Raw genomic sequence first — 19,725 nt, forward strand, 5'->3', positions numbered from 1 at the left:
GCGCCGGGGCGGGCTCGGCGGCCGGGGCCGGAGCCTCGGCGGCGGCCGGAGCCGGAGCGGCAGCGGGGGCACCGGTGCCGTCGTCGATCACGGCCAGCTCGGCGCCGACCTCGACCGTCTCGTCCTCGGCGACCTTGATGGAGGCCAGGATGCCGGCGGCGGGGGAGGGGATCTCGGTGTCGACCTTGTCSGTCGACACCTCSAGCAGCGGCTCGTCGGCCTCGACGCGCTCACCCTCGGCCTTCAGCCAGCGGGTGACRGTGCCCTCGGTGACGCTCTCGCCGAGCGCCGGAAGGGTTACGGAAACCGCCATGGTTTCGGTTGCTCCTAACGAATTGCGGAAGTCTGAGTCGTCGCTTCGTCGACCGAGGGTCAGTCGTGCGAGTGCAGCGGCTTGCCGGCCAGGGCCAGGTGGGCCTCGCCGAGCGCCTCGCTCTGCGTCGGGTGGGCGTGGATGAGCTGGGCGACCTCGGCCGGCAGCGCCTCCCAGTTGTAGATCAGCTGGGCCTCGCCGACCTGCTCGCCCATACGGTCGCCGACCATGTGGACGCCGACCACCGCACCGTCCTTCACCTGGACGAGCTTGATCTCGCCCGCGGTGTTCAGGATCTTGCTCTTGCCGTTGCCCGCCAGGTTGTACTTCAGAGCGACGACCTTGTCCGCGCCGTAGATCTCCTTGGCCTTGGCCTCGGTGATACCGACGGAGGCGACCTCCGGGTGGCAGTACGTCACCCGCGGGACACCGTCGTAGTCGATCGGAACGGTCTTCAGACCGGCCAGACGCTCCGCCACCAGGATGCCCTCGGCGAAGCCGACGTGCGCGAGCTGGAGCGTGGGCACCAGGTCACCGACGGCGGAGATGGTCGGGACGTTGGTGCGCATGTACTCGTCGACGAGGACGTAGCCGCGGTCCATGGCGACGCCCTGCTCCTCGTAGCCGAGACCGGCGGAGACCGGGCCACGGCCGACGGCGACCAGCAGGACCTCGGCCTCGAACTCCTTGCCGTCGGCGAGGGTGACCTTGACGCCGTCGGCGGTGTACTCGGCCTTCGAGAAGAAGGTGCCCAGGTTGAACTTGATGCCGCGCTTGCGGAACGCGCGCTCAAGAAGCTTGGAGGAGTTCTCGTCCTCGACCGGGACGAGGTGCTTCAGGCCCTCGATGACGGTGACGTCGGAGCCGAAGGACTTCCACGCCGAGGCGAACTCGACGCCGATGACGCCGCCGCCCAGGATGATCGCGGACTTGGGCACGCGGTCCAGGACGAGGGCGTGGTCCGAGGAGATGATCCGGTTGCCGTCGATCTCCAGGCCGGGCAGCGACTTCGGCACGGAGCCGGTCGCGAGGAGCACGTGGCGGCCCTGGACGCGCTGACCGTTCACGTCGACGGAGGTGGGGGAGGACAGGCGGCCCTCACCCTCGATGTACGTCACCTTGCGGGAGGCGACGAGACCCTGCAGGCCCTTGTACAGACCGGCGATCACGCCGTCCTTGTACTTGTGGACACCCGCGATGTCGATGCCCTCGAAGGTGGCCTTCACACCGAACTGCTCGCTCTCGCGGGCCTGGTCGGCGATCTCGCCCGCGTGCAGCAGGGCCTTGGTGGGGATGCAACCCCGGTGCAGGCAGGTGCCGCCGACCTTGTCCTTCTCGATCAGGGCGACGTCCAGGCCCAGCTGCGCCCCGCGCAGGGCCGCGGCGTAACCACCGCTACCACCGCCGAGGATCACTAGGTCGAAAACGGTGCTGGCGTCGTTCGCCACGTCACGTCCTCCATGCATGTGCGCCGTACGCCGGTCAGCGTTGACCGGGCGGCGGCTGGTGTCCGGCCGCTCTTTCTTCGGCCCTGTGGTGGGGGCCCTGTCCTGCCGAGCCCCATCTTCGCACTTGTCCACACCGAACGAGACGCCGGGCCGGTGTGTGAGACGTCCCACGTTCAGTTGAGCGCCCGGGGAATACCCGCATGAAAGAGGGGGGCTGCGCCGTGCCCGCGCGCAGCCCCCCTCACTCAGAACAACATCAGCCCAGGTCGCCGACCGCCGTCAGCTCGGCCAGCCGCACCAGCGTCCGCACCGCGGACCCCGTGCCGCCCTTGGGCGTGTACCCGAAGGCCCCGCCCTCGTTGAACGCGGGCCCGGCGATGTCCAGGTGCGCCCAGGTGACGCCCTCGCCCACGAACTCCTGCAGGAAGAGACCGGCGACCAGCCCGCCGCCCATCCGCTCACCCATGTTGGCGATGTCGGCGGTGGGCGAATCCATTCCCTTGCGCAGGTGCTCGGGCAGCGGCATCGGCCAGGACGCCTCCCCGACCTCCTCGGCCGCCTCCACGATCGCCGAGCGGAAGGCGTCGTCGTTGGCCATCACGCCGAACGTGCGGCTGCCGAGCGCCAGCACCATCGCCCCGGTCAGCGTCGCCACGTCCACGATCGCGTCCGGCTTCTCCTGCGAGGCCGCCCACAGGGCGTCCGCCAGCACCAGCCGGCCCTCCGCGTCGGTGTTCAGCACCTCCACGGTCTTGCCGCTGTACATGCGCAGCACGTCACCGGGACGCACCGCGGTACCCGACGGCATGTTCTCGGCGAGCGCCAGCCAGCCGGTGATGTTCACCTGCAGCCCGAGCCGCGCGGCGGCGACGACGGCGGCGAACACGGCGGCCGCCCCGCTCATGTCGCACTTCATCGTCTCGTTGTGCCCGGCCGGCTTCAGCGAGATGCCGCCCGAGTCGTAGGTGATGCCCTTGCCGACGAGCGCGAGGTGCTTGCTCGCCTTGGAGTGCGTGTACGACAGCTTCACCAGCCGCGGACCCGCCGCCGCCCCGGAGCCGACGCCGAGGATGCCGCCGTAGCCGCCCTTGGCCAGCGCCTTCTCGTCGAGCACCTGCACCTTGATGCCGTGCTCCTTGCCGGCCGCCGAGGCGATCGCGGCGAAGGACTCCGGGTTGAGATCGTTCGGCGGCATGTTGATCAGGTCGCGGGCGCGGTTGAGCTCCTCGGCGACGGCGGTGGCGCGCTCGATCGCGGCCTTGTGCTCCTTGTCGCGGGGCTTGCCGCCGAGCAGCGCGGCCTCGGCGAGGGGGGCCTTGCCGTTCTTCTTGCCCTGGGCGCCGCCGGCGTCCTTGCCGTTGTCCTTGTAGACGTCGAAGGCGTACGCCCCGAGCAGCACGCCCTCGGCGACGGCGCCGATGTCGCCGGAGTCGGCCAGCGGCAGCGCGAACGCGGCCTTCTTGGAGCCGGCGAGGGCGCGGGCCGCGACACCGCCGGCCCTGCGCAGCGCCTCGCCGTCGTACTCGGCGTCCTTCTCGGGCTTGGCGCCCAGCCCCACTGCCAGCACGAGCGGGGCCTTGAAGCCGGCGGGCGCGGGCAGCTTCGTCACCTCGCCCTCGGCGCCGGAGGCACCGAGGGTCTCCAGGACGCCGGCGAGCTTGCCGTCGTATGCCTTGTCCACGGCCTCGGCGCCGGGTGCGACGACCGGGCCCTTGGCGCCCTTGGCGACACCGATCACGATCGCGTCGGCCCGCAGGCCTGGCGCCGCGGCGGTGCTGAGAGTGAGAGCAGTCACGGTGGTGAAATCTCGCTTCCGATGTGAAGTTGCGATGGCCGATGGTGTGGGTCGACCGGGCCCAGGAGATTGCCGACCGACCCTAGTTCCGACCTAGGGGTGCGGCGGCAGCGGGGCCTTCCCCGGTACGGCGAACACTCGGGACGAGCCTACGCTCGTGTGAGCGTTCGCTCATTCCTACGGGCGTTCACCTGTGGGTGGCGTCGCGGCCGTTCCTTGATTTCCAGGCACTCCGGTGCGGCGAATTGGACGAGAATCTGCGGAAACCGCCCAATGCGGCAGGCGGACGGCTCGCCGGAACCGGACGTGAGCGGCGGCGGTGTCAGCCCAGGGACAGCACGACGAGTGCCGTCGTCGCCGCCGTCTCCGCGAGGCCGCCGAAGACATCGCCGGTGACGCCGCCGAAGCGGCGCACGCTGTGCCGCAGGAGCAGTTCGGCGCCGGCGAGCGCGACGAGGACCGCCAGGGCGGTGCGGACGATGTCGTCCCTCCCGAGCAGCGCGCCCGCCGCGGCGGCGACGCCGGTCACGGCCAGGGCCACGGCCACCGCACCCCGTACCGGAACCACCCCTGCCACCGCCGCTCCCAGCCCCTCCGGCCGGGCCGCCGGTACGCCGGTGCGGGCGGCCAGGGTGAGGGCGAGGCGGGCGGCGACGGCCGCGACGACGGTGGCGAGGGCGCCCCGGGCCCAGGAGTCGTCGTACAGCTGCGACAGCGCGGCCACCTGCGCGAACAGGACGAAGACGAGCGTGATGACGCCGAACGGCCCGATGTCCGACTGCTTCATGATGCGCAGCGCGTCCTCGGCCGGCTTGCCGCTGCCGAGCCCGTCGGCGGTGTCGGCGAGCCCGTCGAGATGCAGCCCGCGCGTGAGGACGGCGGGGACGGCGGCGGCGGAGACGGCGGCCAGGAGAGGGGCGGCGCCGAGGAACAGCAGCACCAGCGCGAGGAGGGCGGAGCCGCAGCCGATGACCACCCCCACCAGCGGAGCGCACAGCATTCCGCCGCGTGCCGCCTCCCGGTCCCACCGGCTCACCTTGACGGGGAGCACGCTCAGGGTGCCGAAGGCGAAGCGGAGGCCGTGCAGGGGCGGGTGGGTCATGGACACGCCCGCAGACTAGCCCGGACGTCGCCTCCGCCAGGCGGCCCACCCCTGCCGGGAAGACACTGAGGGCATGGCTGACTGGTGGCAGCGCAACATCATCGAGCCGGGCAAGCTCCCGTTGCTCCTCGCCCTGACCGCCTTCGTGGTCACCTTCCTCGTCACCCGCCTCATCACCCGCATGATCCGCGCGGGCAAGGGGCCCTTCCGCAACATCGAGACCGGCGCCGTCCACATCCACCATGTCGTCCCCGGGATCGTCCTCACGATCATCGGCGGCTTCTGCGCGGTCGCCGGCGGGCAGCGCGGCTTCGGCTCGGCCGCGGCCGCCGTGATCTTCGGGGTGGGCGCGGGCCTGGTCATGGACGAGTTCGCGCTGATCCTGCACCTCGACGACGTCTACTGGACCGAGGACGGCCGCAAGAGCGTCGAGGTGGTCGTACTCACCGCCGCCCTGGTCGGACTGCTCCTCCTCGGCTTCGCACCCTTCGGGGTCAACGACCTCAACGCCGACGAGACGCAGAATCGCGGCACGGTGCTCACCACGATCGGCGGGAACTTCCTGCTCGCCCTGATCGCCCTCTTCAAGGGCAAGTTCCGCATGGCGCTCTTCGGGGTGATCATCCCCTTCGTCGCCCTGTTCGGCGCCGTCCGGCTGGCCCGTCCGGGCTCCCCCTGGGCGAAGCGTTTCTACCGCCGCCGTCCGCGCGCCCGCGCCAAGGCGCAGCTGCGCTCCTACCACCACGACAAGCGCTGGCTGGTCCCCAGCCGCAAGCTTCAGGACTGGATCGGCGGCGCCCCCGACGTGGAACCGGCGCGGGCCCTGGAGCGCCGCTGACGCACCGTCGACACCGCGCACAGCACCAGCACCGCCGCGACGGCCGCGAGGTGCTCCTTCCCGGCGAGGTTCGCCTTCAGCGCGACCTCGACGAGCATCGCCGCGATCACCACGCCGGCCGTGACATAGGCCCCGTAACGCCACCCGAGGAACACGGCCAGCCCCACGACTGCGGCCGACGGACCCGTGTCCACGACCCGCGCGTCCGAGGCGGGCAGTCCGAACGGGTTGTCCGGGCCGAGTGCGATGCCCACGCGCGCGTACAGGGTTCCGGCGAGGGTCGCGACGTAGGCGACGACGAGCGTGCGCCACCAGCCCAGACACATCTCGGCGATCCCGAACGCGAGCAGGACCTGCGCGAGCGCACCCCACACCGGCAGATCGAGGGCGGGCACGAACAGCGACAGCGGCGTCCGCAGGAGCGCCAGCCACAGCGGATCCTCGGCCCGTACGGCCCCGAGATCCTGGACGACCCGATACCCCCAGGACTGGTTCTGCACGACCTGCGTGATCCCGGTCAGACACACGGCCCCGACGGTCATGGGCGCCGCCCGCCACCGCCGCTCGACCACGGCCCCCCGCACGGCGAGGTACAGCGCCCCCCACTCCGCACGGGCCCAGCGACCGAGGGTGTCAACTGTCACAAGAAGTGATCATATGTCCACCCTCGTCCCTCGTCCCTCGTCCTGAAACCGGCTCCTCCCGCTGCCGGCCCCGGCCGGGGCCCTCTACCCGGCCTCGGACGAACCGGACTCCTCGACGTCCGGCGTCTCGGTGTCCGACGACCCAGAGTCCGACGACCCAGAGTCCGACGACCCAGGGTCCGACGACTCGGAGTCCTTCGGCTTCTCCGGCAGTTCCGCGGCCAGGGCCGCCGCCGCCTGGACCGTCGGGAGCGCCAGCAGACCCCCGGCACCCTCCCCGACCTTCACGCCCTGGTCGAGCACCGGCTCCAGGGCCATGCGGTCCAGCGCCTTGGCCTGGCCGGGCTCCCCGCTGTTGTGCGCGGCGAGCCACCAGTCCGGCGCCCGGAACGCGATCCGCTGGCCCACCAGCGCGCACGCGGCCACCACGACCCCGTCCAGCACCACCGGCAGCTTGCGCACCGCGCTCTGCAGCAGGAATCCGGTGATCGCGGCGAGGTCGGCCCCGCCCACCGTCGCGAGCAGTTGGAGCTGGTCCCCGAGCACGGGCCGGGCCCGCCGCAGCGCGTCCCGGATCGCCGCGCACTTGCGCATCCACATGAGGTCGTCGATGGCCAGTCCGCCCCGCCCGGTCACCACGGAAGCGTCGGTCCCGCACAGCGCGGCGACCAGCACCCCCGCCGCCGTGGTCCCGCCGACGCTCACATCGCCGAGCACCACCAGATCCGTACCGGAGTCGGCCTCTTCGTCGGCCACCGCGACCCCGGCCCGGAAGGCCGCCTCGGCCTCCTCGAGCGTCAGCGCGTCCTCGATGTCGATACGGCCGCTGCCCCGCCGCACCCGATGGCGAACGACCGCCTCCGGCAGCGACTCCGGGTCGCATTCCAGCGCCATGTCGACGATCCGCACCGGAACCCCGAGCCGCCGTGCGAGCACGGACACCGGCCGGCCGCCCTCCAGGATCTCGCGCACCAACTCCCCGGCGCCGCCCGCGGGCCGCGCCGACACGCCCAGCTCCGCGATGCCGTGGTCACCGGCGAACAGCACGACCCGCGGCCGTTCGATCGGCCGCACCGGCACCGCGGACTGCGCCGCCGCCAGCCACTCGCCCAGTTCGTCGAGGCGGCCCAGCGCCCCGGGCGGCACGATCTGACGCTCACGGCGGGCCTCGGCGTCACGGCGCACCCCTCCGTCGGGGCGCTCGATCAGGTCGGAGAAGTCGTCGAGATTAAGCGAGCTCATTCGCCGAACAGTACCGGCACGGGTCGAACAGAACGGCGCCACATGGCCACCACGGGCTGCGCCACGTCACCCCCTTATCCGTGCGACGTCGTTGCACCCAAGATCGCCATCCCATACGTTCCGTTTTGCAGTGGATTGTCGGGGCATGCTCGCACCGTCTCGCACCGCCCTCGCCGTACGCCCCACTCGTACGCCCCCACGCCCGGGAGCCGCCCATGACCGCGACCGCACGCTCCGAACGCCCCCGCGCCGACTGCGCGTTCACCCCCGCCGGGTGCCGGGAGCACACCTACGTCCCTCGCCACCTGGGGCTCACGCGGCGCGGCCCGCGCCGGCTGCGCGCCGCGGCCCGGCTGGCGCTCGCCTTCCCCGAGCCGGAGGGCTGGCTGGATGTGGGCACGGGTTACGCCCGTTTCCCGGAAACCGCGAAGGACGTCTTCCCGTACACGTCGTTCGACGGCCTGGACCCGACCTACCGCGTCCTGCACGGCCGCGTCGCCGAGCGGGTGGAGGAGGCCCACGTCGGCAGCCTCACCGACCCGCGCATCACGTCCCGCCTGCGTGCCCGCTACGACATCGTCAGCATGTTCCGCCACCTGGAACACGCCCGCGACCCCCGCGAGGAACTCCGCGCCGCCCTCACGGTCCTGCGCCCGGGCGGCCACCTCCTCCTCGAACTGCCCAACCCGCGCTGCCTGTTCGCCACACTGCTCGGCAGACTCTGGGTCCCGCACAGCCCCCCGGGCCATCTGCATCTGCTGCCCCTGGACACCCTCTGCGAGGAACTCCGGGCCCAGGGCTGCACGGTCCTGTGGACCGACCACCGCGCCGCACACATCCCCTACGACCTCGCGGCCGCGACCTCACTGGTGCTGTCCCACCTGCTGCCGTCACTGCTGTCCGGTCTGGGCTCACCCCTGGTGGCCGTCGCCTGGGCCCTGGACCACCTCCTGGCCCCCGTACTACGCCACACCCGCTTCTCGAACGCCTACCGGGTCATCGCCCGCAAAGAGCCGACCTGAGGCTTGTCGCACGGGTGCCTGCAGCGCCCTGAAGGGGCGCGGGGAACTGCGCGACCAGCCACAACGGACCCGCAGACGCACGACGACAACGCGCCGCACCCTCATCCGCGCAACACCAACGCCTGCCCCGCCACCACCAGAACAACCTGCTCGCACTCACTCGCGAACGCCGCGTTCAACCGCCCGAGCTCATCCCGATACCGCCGCCCCGAAGCCGTGGCCGGCACGATCCCCGACCCCACCTCATTCGACACGGCCACCACGGTCCGCCGCGTCCGACGCACCGCCTGCGTCAACTCCCGCACCCGCTCCCGCAGCGCCTTCTCCCCGCCGTCCGCCCACACCGCGTCGTCCCAAGCTCCGACGGAGTCCATCGCGTCCGTCAGCCACAGCGACAGACAGTCGATGAGCAACGGCGCCCCGTCCTCGGCCAACAGCGGAGCCAAGTCGCACGTCTCGGCCGTACGCCACGACCCCGGCCGCCGCTCCCGGTGCACGGCGACCCGCGCCGCCCACTCGTTGTCCCCGCCCCGGGTGCCCCCGGTCGCGACGTACAGCACATCCGGGAAGGACTCCAGCCGCCGCTCCGCCTCGACCGACTTCCCCGACCGGGCGCCGCCCACCACCAAGGTCCGGCGCGGCACGTCCGGCACGTCCTCGTACGCCCCCACCACCAGCGTCGTTCCGTCCGGCACGGCCCGTGCCCCCGTCGCGGCCAGCCGCCGCCGCAGCTCGGCGCCCGGCGCGGCGTCATGGTCCAGATGCACGGCGATGACGTCCGTCGTCGGCCCGACGGCGCCCACCGCCCGCAGCTTGGCCAGGGCGTCCGGCCGTCCCACCACGTCGGCGACGACCATGTCGTACATCCCGCCGGCCCCGTTCTCCAGCCCGGCCGGCGCACCCCCCGGCGGCAGATACAGCAGACGCTGCCCGTCCGGCCCCGTCACCGCGTACCCCGTGCCCGGCGCGTCCATCGCCACCGCCCGCACCCGATGCCCCGTCAGCAGCGCCAACTCCCGCCCGTCCGGCACCCGCCCGGGCTGCGGCAGCCCGGCCGGCACCTCGACGGCGGGCCCGTCGTGCGGATGCGACAGCAGCACCTGCCGTACGGCCCCCAGCGAACGCCCGGCCCGCGCCGCCGCGAACGCCGCCCCGGGCGTCAGATCCAGCAGCAGCGCCCCGTCCACGAGCAGCGCGGTGGCCGCCCGCGCGTCATCACCGAGCGCACTGGCACACGCCGCGCACGGACAGTCGGGGCGGGGGAGTCCCGCGGGGGCACCGGTGCCGAGGAGAGTCAGTTCCACGCCCCGATTTTCGCCGGTCGCCGCCGATCTTGCGCGCGCGAGGCCCCTTCGGGGGCGCGCGGCGGTGACATCGGCGGCTGTGCGGCGGGGCGAGCGGCCCCCCACCGAGCAGCAGACGCACACGAACCGCATACGCTGTTGCACTCAACGTGCTGACACCTTGGAGGCGTACATGGCGGCATGGACGTGGCGGTTCGAGAAGGCCGACGGGGCGGAGGTCCAGCCCGCGGTGCAGCCCGAGGAGTTCACCACCCAGGGCGACGCCGAGTCCTGGATCGGGGAGCACTGGAAGGCACTTCAGGAGGGCGGCGCGGACCAGGTGCGGCTGTTCGAGGACGCCACGCAGATCTACGGCCCGATGAGCCTGCACGCCGAGGCATGACCGGACGGGGGGCGAGGGACGTGTCCCCTCGCGGATCCCTTCGCCCCCGTCACTGCTCGCCCAACGTGACATCCACCTTCTTGTCGTCGCCGTCACGGCTGTACGTCACGGTGGTCCGGTCACCCGGCTTGTCGTCGGCCAGCGCCTCGGACAGCGAGGTGATGGTGGTGATCTCCGTATCCCCCAGCCGGGTGATGATGTCCCCGGGCTCCAGACCGGCCTTGTCGGCCGCTGAGCCGTCCTGCACCTCGACGACGGCCACGCCCGCCGCCTGGTAGTCGTCGTCCACGACCGTACGGCCGGTGATGCCGAGCGCCGCCCGGCCCGAGTCGGTGACCCTGCCGTCCTCGATGATCTGGTCGGCGATCTTCTGCACCGTCGACGACGGGATGGCGAACCCGATGCCGGGCGCCGCGCTGTCCCCGACGTCCGGGTCGACGGCGGCGAGGGTCGGGACGCCGATGACCTCGCTGTCGAGGTTCACCAGGGCGCCGCCGCTGTTGCCGGGGTTGATGTCCGCCGACGTCTGCACCATGTTCGCGATCGTCGCGCCCGTGCCGCCCTCGCCGCCCTCGGTGACGGTCCGTCCGGTCGCGGAGACGATGCCCTGCGTCACACTGGACGACAGCCCCAGCGGCGAGCCCATGGCCAGCACGATCTGCCCGACCTGGACCTTCGAGGAGTCCCCGAACTTCGCCCCCTTCAGCCCGTCCGGCGGGTCGTCCAGCTTGATGACGGCGAGGTCCTGCTGCGGGTACGAGGAGACGAGCTGCGCGGTGAGTTCCTTCTCGCTGTTGGCGGTCGTCACGCGGAAGCTCTTCTCGTCCCCGACGACATGCGCGTTGGTGACGATGTGCCCGTCCCCGTCGTAGACCACGCCCGATCCGAGGTCACGCTTGCCCTGGATCTGCACGACCGACGGCAACACGTCCTTGATCACCTTCAGATAGCCGTCCTGAAGGTCATCGACCGCCCGGACCGCCTTCGGCACGGCGGCCTGGGTCGTCGCGTCCTCCTCGCGCGTGGACGAGGAGGACGAACAGGACGAACAGGCGCCGAGGAGGCCGAGCGAGAACAGGAGGGCGAGGGCCACGACGGCCGGACGCCGGGTACGCAAACGGCGAGCATCCATGCCCCCGAGTCTCACCGCCGGGCAGGCGCCCGGCGCGTGCTGCTCACCCGAACGGGATCAGCCGCGCACTCCGCACAGATGCAGCAGCGCCGCCACGCTCCGGTAGGGATCCGTCTTCCCGGAGCGTTCCTCGACCGCCAGCAACGTCTCGACGTCCGCCGGGATCTGCGCCTCGTCCTGCGCCGTGTCGGTGAACACCCGCACCCCGTACCAGGTGTGCAGCGGCGCCCCGATGCCCGCCAGCGTCGCCGTCAGGTCCGACAGCCGGTCGGCCCGTACGTCGGTCCCGGGCCGGACGGGGCCCGCGCCGTCGTCCGACGTCGTTCGGGGATGGGGCAGGTGGGCGGTGGTGTCGAAGGCGGACAGCGCGCCGGCCCAGTCCCCGGACAGCCCGGGGCGCATGGCGAGCGCGTCGCCGTTGCACACGAGCAGCGACAGCAGTCCGCCGGGGGCGAGCATCCGGGCCAGCCCGGCCAGCATCGGGTCGGGCTCCTCGATGTGCATCAGCACGCCGTGGCACAGCACGACATCGAAGCTGCCCGGCAGAAAGTGGACGCCGGTGTCCCGCCCGTCGCTCTCGACGAGCCGCACCCGCTCCCGGATCCCCTCCGGCTCGCCGGCCAGCTCCTCGCGGGCCGCGGCGATCAGCTTCGCGTCCTGCTCGACGCCGGTCACCTGGTGCCCGGCCCGGGCCAGCCGCAGCGCCTGCGCGCCCCGGCCCATCCCCACGTCGAGCACCCGCAGTCGCTGCCCGACCGGGAACCGCCCGCCTATCTGCTCGTCGAGCTGCCGGGCGACCAGCTCCTGTCGTACGACTTCACGCAACCCGCCCGGCCCGCTGAGCCGGGCTTCGGCGACGCCCTCGGGGAAAGCCGCAGCGCTCAGGGCCGCTCTCCGCGCTTGACCTGCGGCTTCGGCAGCCGGAGCCGGCGCATCTGGAGAGAGCGCATCAGCGCGTAGGCGACGGCGCCGCGCTTGTTCTCGTCGGGGAAGCGCTCGGCGAACCGCTTCTTCAGCCGGAAGCCGGTGACGACCGAGTCCAGCACGATCAGGACGATCACGATCAGCCACAGCAGCAGCGCGATGTTCTGCAACGCGGGCACCTGCACCAGGCTCAGCACGAGGATGACCACGGCCATCGGCAGGAAGAACTCCGCGATGTTGAAGCGCGAGTCGATGAAGTCACGCGCGAACTTGCGGACCGGGCCCTTGTCGCGGGCCGGCAGATACCGCTCGTCGCCCCCGGCCAGCGCCTGGCGCTGCTTCTCCAGGGCGGCCCGGCGCTCCTCGCGCCCGCGCTTGGCGGCATCCTTACGCGTCATCGACGTGTTGGCCACGCTGCGACGCTGCGACTGGGCCGCATTGCGCTTGGGCGTGGGGCGGCCCTTGGGGGCCTCGGGGTGACGGGTCTCGTTGGAGTCGGTCACCAGCGCCTTGTCGGCGGCTTGGGCCTTCTCATCCTTGGCACGGCTACGGAACACAAAACCCAAGGGTACGGGGTGCCCGGGGTTGGACCCCAGCCCCATGGGGAACGATCCGGCAACACCAGTCGTCGTAGGGGGACAGAGGGGACGTTGCAAACGGTTCTTCCGACGGCCACGGGGGAGGCACGTGGGCGGCACCGGGTGGGCACCCGGGAGTCACCTACTCCTTACGCCGGAGCAGGAGCGTAGGCAGTCGTCCTTGGGGATGAGCGCATCCGTCCCCGAACAGTGCGGTAATGGATGCAGGGCCCGTACTGTGGGTTCTGTCGCAGGTGCTGGAGTGGAGTCCGTCAGAAGGGGGCGCGCGAAGCCCATGAGCGGTGTCATGAAGCGTATGGGGATGATCTTCCGCGCGAAGGCGAACAAGGCCCTTGACCGGGCCGAGGACCCGCGCGAAACCCTCGATTACTCGTACCAGAAGCAGTTGGAGCTGCTCCAGAAGGTGCGCCGCGGTGTGGCCGACGTCGCCACGTCGCGCAAGCGCCTGGAGCTCCAGCTGAACCAGCTCCAGCAGCAGTCGTCGAAGCTGGAGGACCAGGGCCGCAAGGCGCTCGCGCTGGGCCGTGAGGACCTGGCCCGCGAGGCGCTCTCGCGCCGCGCCGCCCTCCAGCAGCAGGTGACCGACCTGGAGACCCAGCACGCGACCTTGCAGGGCGAGGAGGAGAAGCTCACCCTCGCGGCCCAGCGACTTCAGGCCAAGGTCGACGCCTTCCGTACGAAGAAGGAGACGATCAAGGCCACGTACACCGCGGCCCAGGCCCAGACCCGGATCGGCGAGGCGTTCTCCGGCATCTCCGAGGAGATGGGCGACGTCGGCATGGCGATCCAGCGGGCCGAGGACAAGACGGCCCAGCTCCAGGCACGCGCCGGCGCGATCGACGAGCTCCTCGCCTCGGGCGCCCTGGACGACCAGTCCGGCATGCACAAGGACGACCTCCAGGCCGAGCTGGACCGGCTCTCCGGTGGTACGGATGTAGAGCTGGAACTGCAGCGCATGAAGGCGGAGCTGGCGGGAGGCCCGTCGGCCGGCCAGCAGGCCATCGAGGGCGGCTCGGGCCAGCAGTCCCAGCAGCAGCCGCAGGACACCCCGCGCTTCGACAAGCAGTAGCCGACGGCCGGGGCCCACGCCGAGGAGGGCGAGATGGGCGACATGATCGTCCGGATCATGGGTGAGGGGCAGGTGAAGCTGTCCGACAGCCACCTGCCCGAGCTGAACAAACTCGACGACGAACTCCTCGCGGAAATGGAGAGCGGCGACGGCCCCGGCTTCCGCCGCACCCTCACCGCACTCCTGTCCAAGGTCCGCGACCTGGGCGTGCCCCTGCCCGACGACTCCCTCGAACCGTCGGAACTGATCCTGCCGTCCCCGGACGCGACCCTGGAGGAGGTCCGGGAGCTGCTGAGCGACGACGGTTTGATCCCGGGGTGAGACCGTCCGCCCCGGCCGACGGCGACGCCGGGCGCCTGACGTGAGAAACCTCCGGTTCGACCCCCGTTCCAACCCCCGCGACGACGCCGTACCGTAATTCAGCGTGAGCACCCTCGAACGCGCCAGGCGGCACCTCAAAGCGCACCCCATGGCGCTGGACGCGACGCTGGCGGTGGGCGTCCTCGCCTGCACGGTGGCCGGCTCGTTCGTGGACCCGCACGGGAAGCAAGGCGTCACCTGGGCCCTGCGCACCCCGGACGCGCTCAGCCTCGTGCTCATCACCCTCGGCTCCGCGGCCCTGGTCTTCCGCCGCCGCGCCCCCATGACGGTGCTCGCCCTCACCGGCGCGGTCTCTCTCGTAGAGTCCGTCACCGGCGACCCCCGCGCACCGGTCGCCATGTCCGCGGTCATCGCCCTCTACACCGTCGCCTCCACCACCGACCGCACCACCACCTGGCGCGTCGGCCTGCTCACCATCACCGTCCTCACCGGCTCCGCGATGCTCGCCGGCCCCCTGCCCTGGTACGCCCAGGAGAACCTCGCGATCTTCGCCTGGACCGGCATCGGCGCCACCGCCGGCGACGCGGTCCGCAGCCGCCGCGCCGTCGTCCAGGCCATCCGGGAGCGCGCCGAGCGAGCGGAACGCACCCGCGAGGAGGAAGCCCGCCGCCGCGTGGCCGAGGAGCGCCTGCGGATCGCCCGGGACCTGCACGACGTCGTCGCCCACCACATCGCCCTGGTCAATGTGCAGGCCGGCGTCGCCGCCCACGTCATGGACAAGCGGCCCGACCAGGCCAAGGAGGCCCTCGCCCACGTACGCGAGGCCAGCCGCTCGGCGCTCAACGAACTGCGGGCCACGGTCGGCCTGCTGAGGCAGTCCGGCGACCCCGAGGCCCCCACCGAACCCGGGTCGGCGCTGATCATGCGGGTGGCGGCGAGGCCGTCGGTGCCGGGCATCCGGATGTCCATCAGGACGACGTCCGCGCCCCGTTCCTTGGCCAGGCGCACCGCCTCGACGAACTCGCGGGCACCTTCCGCAACGCCGGCCTCCAGGTCGAGGTCGCCCGCGCCGACCGGGACACCACGCTCCCGGCCGCCGTGGACCTGGCCGCCTACCGGGTCATCCAGGAGGCCCTCACCAATGTCCAGAAGCACGCGGGCGCGGACGCCAAGGCCGAGGTGAGCGTCGTCCGGGTGGGGCCGAACGTCGAGATCACCGTCCTCGACGACGGCGCCGGCGACGACGACACGATCGAGGGCGGCGGCCACGGCCTGCTCGGCATGCGCGAGCGCGTCACCGCCCTGCGCGGCACCCTCACCACCGGCCCCCGCTACGGAGGCGGCTTCCGCGTCCATGCGATCCTGCCGGTCAAGAGCCGTACCCGCGCCGCCGAAGACGCCGTATGACGGCCGAGGACGCGTTACGCCACCTGACAGACGAGGACCCCGCATGACCATCCGCGTCCTGCTCGCCGACGACCAGGCCCTCCTGCGCAGTGCCTTCCGGGTGCTGGTCGACTCCGAGCCCGACATGGAGGTCGTCGGCGAGGCGTCCGACGGAGCGGAGGCGGTGCGCCTGGCCAAGGAACGGGGCGCGGACGTCGTCCTGATGGACATCCGGATGCCCGGCACCGACGGCCTCGCCGCCACCCGCATGATCAGCGCCGACCCGGCCCTCGCCCATGTCCGCGTGGTCATCCTCACCACCTTCGAGGTCGACGACTACGTCGTGCAGTCCCTGCGCGCCGGGGCCTCCGGCTTCCTCGGCAAGGGCTCCGAACCCGACGAACTCCTCGCCGCCATCCGCGTCGCGGCCGGCGGCGAGGCCCTGCTCTCCCCGGCCGCCACCAAGGGCCTGATCGCCCGCTTCCTCGCCCAGGGCGACGGCGCGGACGACGACCGCGACCCGGCACGCGCCGAGCGGCTCGACGCCCTCACCGGCCGTGAGCGCGAGGTCCTCGTCCAGGTCGCCGGCGGGCACTCCAACGACGAGATCGCCGAGCGCCTGGAGGTCAGCCCGCTGACGGTGAAGACGCACGTCAACCGGGCCATGTCCAAGCTCGGCGCGCGCGACCGGGCCCAGCTCGTGGTGATCGCGTACGAGTCCGGGCTGGTACGTCCAAGGGTGGAGTGAACTCGACCGCGCATACTGCGCCCGGAGTATGCGCCGGATAAGGAAATGGACCTGGGGTCTAGGAAATCCCGGCTCTCGATGGCTCAGGGTGTTAGGGCGGGCGCTCACATGTGTGCGGCGCGCCCATGTGTGCCACCGACACAGACGCCCTTGCCGCTTCTGCCGCTCACAGAAGAGAGACCCTGACCCATGTCCTGGCTGTCCCGATTCAGCCTCGCCCAACGTGCCCTGATAGGCCTGATCTCGATCATCGCGCTCGCCTTCGGCGCGATCGCGATACCTCAGCTCAAGCAGCAGCTGCTGCCCTCCATCGAACTGCCCATGGTGTCCGTCCTCGCGCCGTACCAGGGCGCGTCGCCGGACGTCGTCGAGAAGCAGGTCGTCGAGCCGATCGAGGACAGCCTCGAAGCCGTCGACGGCATCACCGGCGTCACCTCCACGGCCAGCGAGGGCAACGCCGTGATCATGGCGTCCTTCGACTACGGCCCCGACAACCAGCAGCTCGTCGCCGACGTCCAGCAGGCCGTCAACCGCGCCCGCGTCCAGCTGCCCGACGACGTGGACCCGCAGGTCATCGCCGGTTCCACGGACGACATCCCGACCGTCGTCCTCGCCGTCACCTCCGGCAAGGACCAGCAGGCCCTCGCCGACCGGATCGACCGCACCCTCGTGCCGGACCTGAAGGACATCGACGGCGTCGGCCAGGTCACCGTCGACGGCGTACGCGACCTCCAGGTCACCGTCACGCCGAACGACGCCAAGCTGGCGAAGGCCGGCCTGACCTCGGCGTCCATCTCCCAGGCCCTGCAAGCGGGCGGCGCCACCGTGCCGGCCGGCTCCTTCGACGAGGACGGCAGCAACCGCACGGTCCAGGTGGGCGGCGGCTTCACCTCGCTCCAGCAGGTCGAGGACCTGATGGTCACCGGTGAGGCCGGCGCCGGCGGCAAGCCGGTCCGCCTCGGCGACGTCGCTTCCGTCAAGCAGGAGCAGGCCCCGGCCGACTCCATCACCCGCACCGACGGCGAGCCGTCCCTCGCGGTCTCGGTCACCATGGACCGCGACGGCAGTGCGGTCGCCATCTCCGACGCCGTCGAGGACAAGCTGCCGGAGATCCGTAAGGACCTTGGCTCGGACGCGACGGTCACCGTGGTCAGCGACCAGGGCCCGGCCGTGAAGAAGTCCATCGACGGCCTGACCACGGAGGGCGCGCTCGGCCTGCTCTTCGCGGTCCTCGTCATCCTGGTCTTCCTGGCGTCGATCCGCTCGACGCTGGTGACGGCGGTGAGCATCCCGCTCTCCGTCGTCCTGGCCCTGATCGTCCTGTGGACGAGGGACCTCTCCCTCAACATGCTGACGCTCGGCGCGCTCACCATCGCCATCGGCCGCGTCGTCGACGACTCGATCGTGGTCCTGGAGAACATCAAGCGCCATCTCGGCTACGGCGAGGAGCGCCACGACGCCATCATCAAGGCGGTCCGCGAGGTCGCCGGCGCGGTGACGTCGTCGACGCTCACCACGGTCGCGGTGTTCCTGCCGATCGGCCTGGTCGGCGGCATGGTGGGCGAGCTGTTCGGCTCGTTCAGCCTGACCGTGACGGCGGCCCTGCTGGCGTCGCTCCTGGTCTCGCTGACGGTCGTGCCGGTCCTGTCGTTCTGGTTCCTGCGCGCCCCCAAGGGCACCCCGGCGGACGCCGAGGAAGCGCGCCGGATCGCCGAGGAGAAGGAGGCGAAGAGCAGGCTCCAGCGCATCTACGTCCCCGTCCTGCGCTTCGCGACCCGCCGCCGCCTCACCAGCGTGCTGCTCGCGATCGTCATCCTCGTCGGCACGTTCGGCATGGCGCCGCTGCTGAAGACGAACTTCTTCGACCAGGGCGAGCAGGAAGTCCTCACCGTCAAGCAGGAGTTGAAGCCGGGCACCAGCCTGGCGGCGACCGACGAGCAGGCGAAGAAGGTCGAGCAGCTGCTCGCCGACACCAAGGGCGTCAAGGACTACCAGGTCACCATCGGCTCGTCCGGCTTCATGGCGGCCTTCGGCGGCGGCACCGACACCAACCAGGCGTCGTACCAGGTGATGCTGGAGGACTCCGCGTCCTACGACGACGTACAGGACCGCATCGAGGCGGGCCTGAAGAAGCTCGACGGCATCGGCACCACCACGATCGCCGCCGGTGACGGCTTCGGCGCCCAGGACCTGAGCGTCGTCGTGAAGGCGGCCGACGCGGACGTGCTGCGCAAGGCGGCCGAGCAGGTCCGCGAGGCGGTGGCCGGTCTGGACGACGTCACCGACGTCACCAGCGACCTGTCGCAGAGCGTCCCGCGCATCTCGGTCAAGGCCAACGACAAGGCGGCCGCGGCGGGCTTCAACGACCAGACGCTCGGCATGGCGGTGGCCCAGGCGGTCCGTGGCAACACGGCGGCCCAGGCGACCCTCGACGACACCGAGCGGGACATCGTCATCAAGTCGGCGAAGCCGGCGACGACGCTGAAGCAGCTTCAGGACCTGCGTCTGGGCCCGGTGAAGCTGGGTGACATCGCGGACGTGAAGCTGGTGGACGGCCCGGTCTCGATGACCCGGATCGACGGCCAGCGCGCGGCCACGATCACCGCGAAGCCGACCGGCGACAACACGGGCGCGGTGAGCGCGGACCTCCAGTCCGAGATCAACGGCCTGACGCTCCCGGCGGGCGCCACCGCTTCGATCGGCGGTGTCTCCGAGGACCAGGACGACGCGTTCGCCAACCTGGGCCTGGCGATGCTGGCGGCCATCGCGATCGTCTTCATGCTGCTGGTCGCGACCTTCCGCTCGCTGGTCCAGCCGCTGATCCTGCTGGTCTCCATCCCGTTCGCCGCGACGGGCGCGATCGGCCTGCTGATCGCGACCGGCACCCCGATGGGCGTCCCCGCGATGATCGGCATGCTGATGCTGATCGGCATCGTGGTGACGAACGCGATCGTGCTGATCGACCTCATCAACCAGTACCGCAAGCAGGGTTACGGCGTCGTCGAGGCCGTGATCGAGGGTGGCCGCCACCGACTGCGGCCCATCCTCATGACGGCCCTGGCGACGATCTTCGCCCTGCTGCCCATGGCCCTGGGCGTCACCGGCGAGGGCGGCTTCATCGCCCAGCCGCTGGCCGTCGTCGTGATCGGCGGTCTGATCACGTCGACCCTGCTGACCCTGCTCCTCGTCCCGACCCTCTACGCGATGCTGGAGCTCCGCAAGGAGCGCCGGGCGAAGAAGCGGGCGGCCAAGCGGGCGAAGAAGGCGGGGCTGACCGAGCAGCCGGAGGCCAGGACTCCGGCGGACTCTTCCTCCGACGAGGCGGAGCCCGCGTCGGTCTGATCGCGCCACCTGGCCGAATGCCCCACGGCGGCCGGGTCCCGAACCGGAAAGTGCGGTTCGGGACCCGGCCGCCGCCGTTTCCCCGTTACGTATCCTGAGGCTCTGACTGCATCA

Annotated in this window: 18 protein-coding genes and 2 pseudogenes; 9 read left to right on the forward strand and 11 right to left on the reverse strand. The window is 71.6% G+C overall.

Going from position 1 to position 19,725, the window contains the following annotated elements:
- The 4 genes from EAO75_RS47495 to EAO75_RS19910 form a co-directional block, all read right to left on the reverse strand.
- The coding region (locus tag EAO75_RS47495) for a biotin/lipoyl-containing protein (protein ID WP_315987179.1) at window positions 1-313 on the reverse strand (313 nt) is incomplete at its 3' end.
- A gap of 59 nt (window positions 314-372) precedes the next feature.
- Window positions 373-1,761, reverse strand: a complete 1,389-nt coding sequence (gene lpdA / locus EAO75_RS19900) for a dihydrolipoyl dehydrogenase (protein WP_187284520.1) — start codon at window positions 1,759-1,761, stop codon at window positions 373-375.
- A 256-nt stretch (window positions 1,762-2,017) separates the two neighbouring features.
- Complete coding sequence (locus EAO75_RS19905; RefSeq protein WP_147996428.1) at window positions 2,018-3,556, reverse strand: leucyl aminopeptidase; 1,539 nt, start codon at window positions 3,554-3,556, stop codon at window positions 2,018-2,020.
- Window positions 3,557-3,878: 322 nt separating this feature from the next.
- The gene (locus EAO75_RS19910; protein WP_147997982.1) at window positions 3,879-4,658 is read right to left on the reverse strand and encodes an adenosylcobinamide-GDP ribazoletransferase; all 780 of its coding nucleotides are present in this window, start codon (window positions 4,656-4,658) and stop codon (window positions 3,879-3,881) included.
- A 73-nt stretch (window positions 4,659-4,731) separates the two neighbouring features.
- Between EAO75_RS19910 and EAO75_RS19915 the strand changes: the two genes are divergently transcribed.
- Window positions 4,732-5,496, forward strand: coding sequence for a hypothetical protein (locus tag EAO75_RS19915; protein ID WP_147996429.1), 765 nt, complete (start codon window positions 4,732-4,734; stop codon window positions 5,494-5,496).
- On the opposite strand, the gene EAO75_RS45970 is transcribed toward EAO75_RS19915, so the two are convergent.
- Window positions 5,436-6,140 (reverse strand): hypothetical protein, encoded by a 705-nt coding sequence (locus tag EAO75_RS45970; RefSeq protein ID WP_187284521.1) that lies wholly within the window; start codon window positions 6,138-6,140, stop codon window positions 5,436-5,438. The two genes, EAO75_RS19915 and EAO75_RS45970, sit on opposite strands and share 61 nt — an antisense overlap.
- 84 nt (window positions 6,141-6,224) lie before the next feature.
- A complete protein-coding gene (gene cobT, locus EAO75_RS19925) occupies window positions 6,225-7,382 on the reverse strand; it encodes a nicotinate-nucleotide--dimethylbenzimidazole phosphoribosyltransferase (protein ID WP_147996430.1) in 1,158 nt (385 codons plus the stop codon).
- Window positions 7,383-7,597: 215 nt separating this feature from the next.
- Between cobT and EAO75_RS19930 the strand changes: the two genes are divergently transcribed.
- Complete coding sequence (locus EAO75_RS19930; protein ID WP_147996431.1) at window positions 7,598-8,404, forward strand: class I SAM-dependent methyltransferase; 807 nt, start codon at window positions 7,598-7,600, stop codon at window positions 8,402-8,404.
- Between the two features lie 101 nt (window positions 8,405-8,505).
- Here the strand turns inward: EAO75_RS19930 and EAO75_RS19935 are convergent, their stop codons facing one another.
- Window positions 8,506-9,708 carry a bifunctional adenosylcobinamide kinase/adenosylcobinamide-phosphate guanylyltransferase gene (locus tag EAO75_RS19935; RefSeq protein ID WP_147996432.1) on the reverse strand — a complete coding sequence of 401 codons (1,203 nt, stop codon included), beginning with the start codon at window positions 9,706-9,708 and terminating at the stop codon, window positions 8,506-8,508.
- A 172-nt stretch (window positions 9,709-9,880) separates the two neighbouring features.
- On the opposite strand from EAO75_RS19935, the gene EAO75_RS19940 reads away from it, so the two are divergent.
- Entirely contained in the window at window positions 9,881-10,090 is a 210-nt protein-coding gene (locus EAO75_RS19940; protein ID WP_147996433.1) for a hypothetical protein, read from the forward strand.
- A 49-nt stretch (window positions 10,091-10,139) separates the two neighbouring features.
- On the opposite strand, the gene EAO75_RS19945 is transcribed toward EAO75_RS19940, so the two are convergent.
- The 3 genes from EAO75_RS19945 to EAO75_RS19955 all read right to left on the reverse strand — a co-directional run bounded on the left by EAO75_RS19945 (window position 10,140) and on the right by EAO75_RS19955 (window position 12,748).
- Window positions 10,140-11,222: a S1C family serine protease gene (locus EAO75_RS19945; RefSeq protein ID WP_147996434.1), complete on the reverse strand. Its 1,083-nt coding sequence runs from the start codon at window positions 11,220-11,222 to the stop codon at window positions 10,140-10,142.
- Window positions 11,223-11,279: 57 nt separating this feature from the next.
- Window positions 11,280-12,023, reverse strand: coding sequence for a methyltransferase domain-containing protein (locus tag EAO75_RS19950; RefSeq protein ID WP_147997983.1), 744 nt, complete (start codon window positions 12,021-12,023; stop codon window positions 11,280-11,282).
- A gap of 80 nt (window positions 12,024-12,103) precedes the next feature.
- Window positions 12,104-12,748 carry a DUF3043 domain-containing protein gene (locus EAO75_RS19955; RefSeq protein ID WP_147996435.1) on the reverse strand — a complete coding sequence of 215 codons (645 nt, stop codon included), beginning with the start codon at window positions 12,746-12,748 and terminating at the stop codon, window positions 12,104-12,106.
- 298 nt (window positions 12,749-13,046) lie between these two features.
- On the opposite strand from EAO75_RS19955, the gene EAO75_RS19960 reads away from it, so the two are divergent.
- The 3 genes and pseudogenes from EAO75_RS19960 to EAO75_RS48255 form a co-directional block, all read left to right on the forward strand.
- Window positions 13,047-13,814, forward strand: coding sequence for a PspA/IM30 family protein (locus EAO75_RS19960; RefSeq protein WP_261989451.1), 768 nt, complete (start codon window positions 13,047-13,049; stop codon window positions 13,812-13,814).
- A 42-nt stretch (window positions 13,815-13,856) separates the two neighbouring features.
- The gene (gene pspAA, locus EAO75_RS19965) at window positions 13,857-14,135 is read left to right on the forward strand and encodes a PspA-associated protein PspAA (protein WP_147997985.1); all 279 of its coding nucleotides are present in this window, start codon (window positions 13,857-13,859) and stop codon (window positions 14,133-14,135) included.
- A gap of 499 nt (window positions 14,136-14,634) precedes the next feature.
- Window positions 14,635-14,955: pseudogene (locus tag EAO75_RS48255) on the forward strand (histidine kinase dimerization/phosphoacceptor domain-containing protein); the annotation flags it as partial.
- A gap of 86 nt (window positions 14,956-15,041) precedes the next feature.
- Here EAO75_RS48255 and EAO75_RS48260 read toward each other — a convergent pair.
- Window positions 15,042-15,149, reverse strand: a pseudogene (locus EAO75_RS48260) (response regulator); the annotation flags it as partial.
- An 84-nt stretch (window positions 15,150-15,233) separates the two neighbouring features.
- Here EAO75_RS48260 and EAO75_RS48265 point away from each other — a divergent pair.
- The 3 genes from EAO75_RS48265 (at window position 15,234) to EAO75_RS19980 (ending at window position 19,611) form a co-directional block, all read left to right on the forward strand.
- A complete protein-coding gene (locus tag EAO75_RS48265; RefSeq protein WP_315987181.1) occupies window positions 15,234-15,542 on the forward strand; it encodes an ATP-binding protein in 309 nt (102 codons plus the stop codon).
- A gap of 43 nt (window positions 15,543-15,585) precedes the next feature.
- A complete protein-coding gene (locus EAO75_RS19975; RefSeq protein ID WP_147996436.1) occupies window positions 15,586-16,269 on the forward strand; it encodes a response regulator in 684 nt (227 codons plus the stop codon).
- A gap of 189 nt (window positions 16,270-16,458) precedes the next feature.
- Window positions 16,459-19,611 (forward strand): efflux RND transporter permease subunit, encoded by a 3,153-nt coding sequence (locus tag EAO75_RS19980; protein ID WP_147996437.1) that lies wholly within the window; start codon window positions 16,459-16,461, stop codon window positions 19,609-19,611.
- The last annotated feature ends 114 nt before the right edge of the window (window positions 19,612-19,725 follow it).

The sequence above is a fragment of the Streptomyces sp. UW30 genome (assembly GCF_008042075.1).
Taxonomy (GTDB): Bacteria; Actinomycetota; Actinomycetes; order Streptomycetales; family Streptomycetaceae; genus Streptomyces.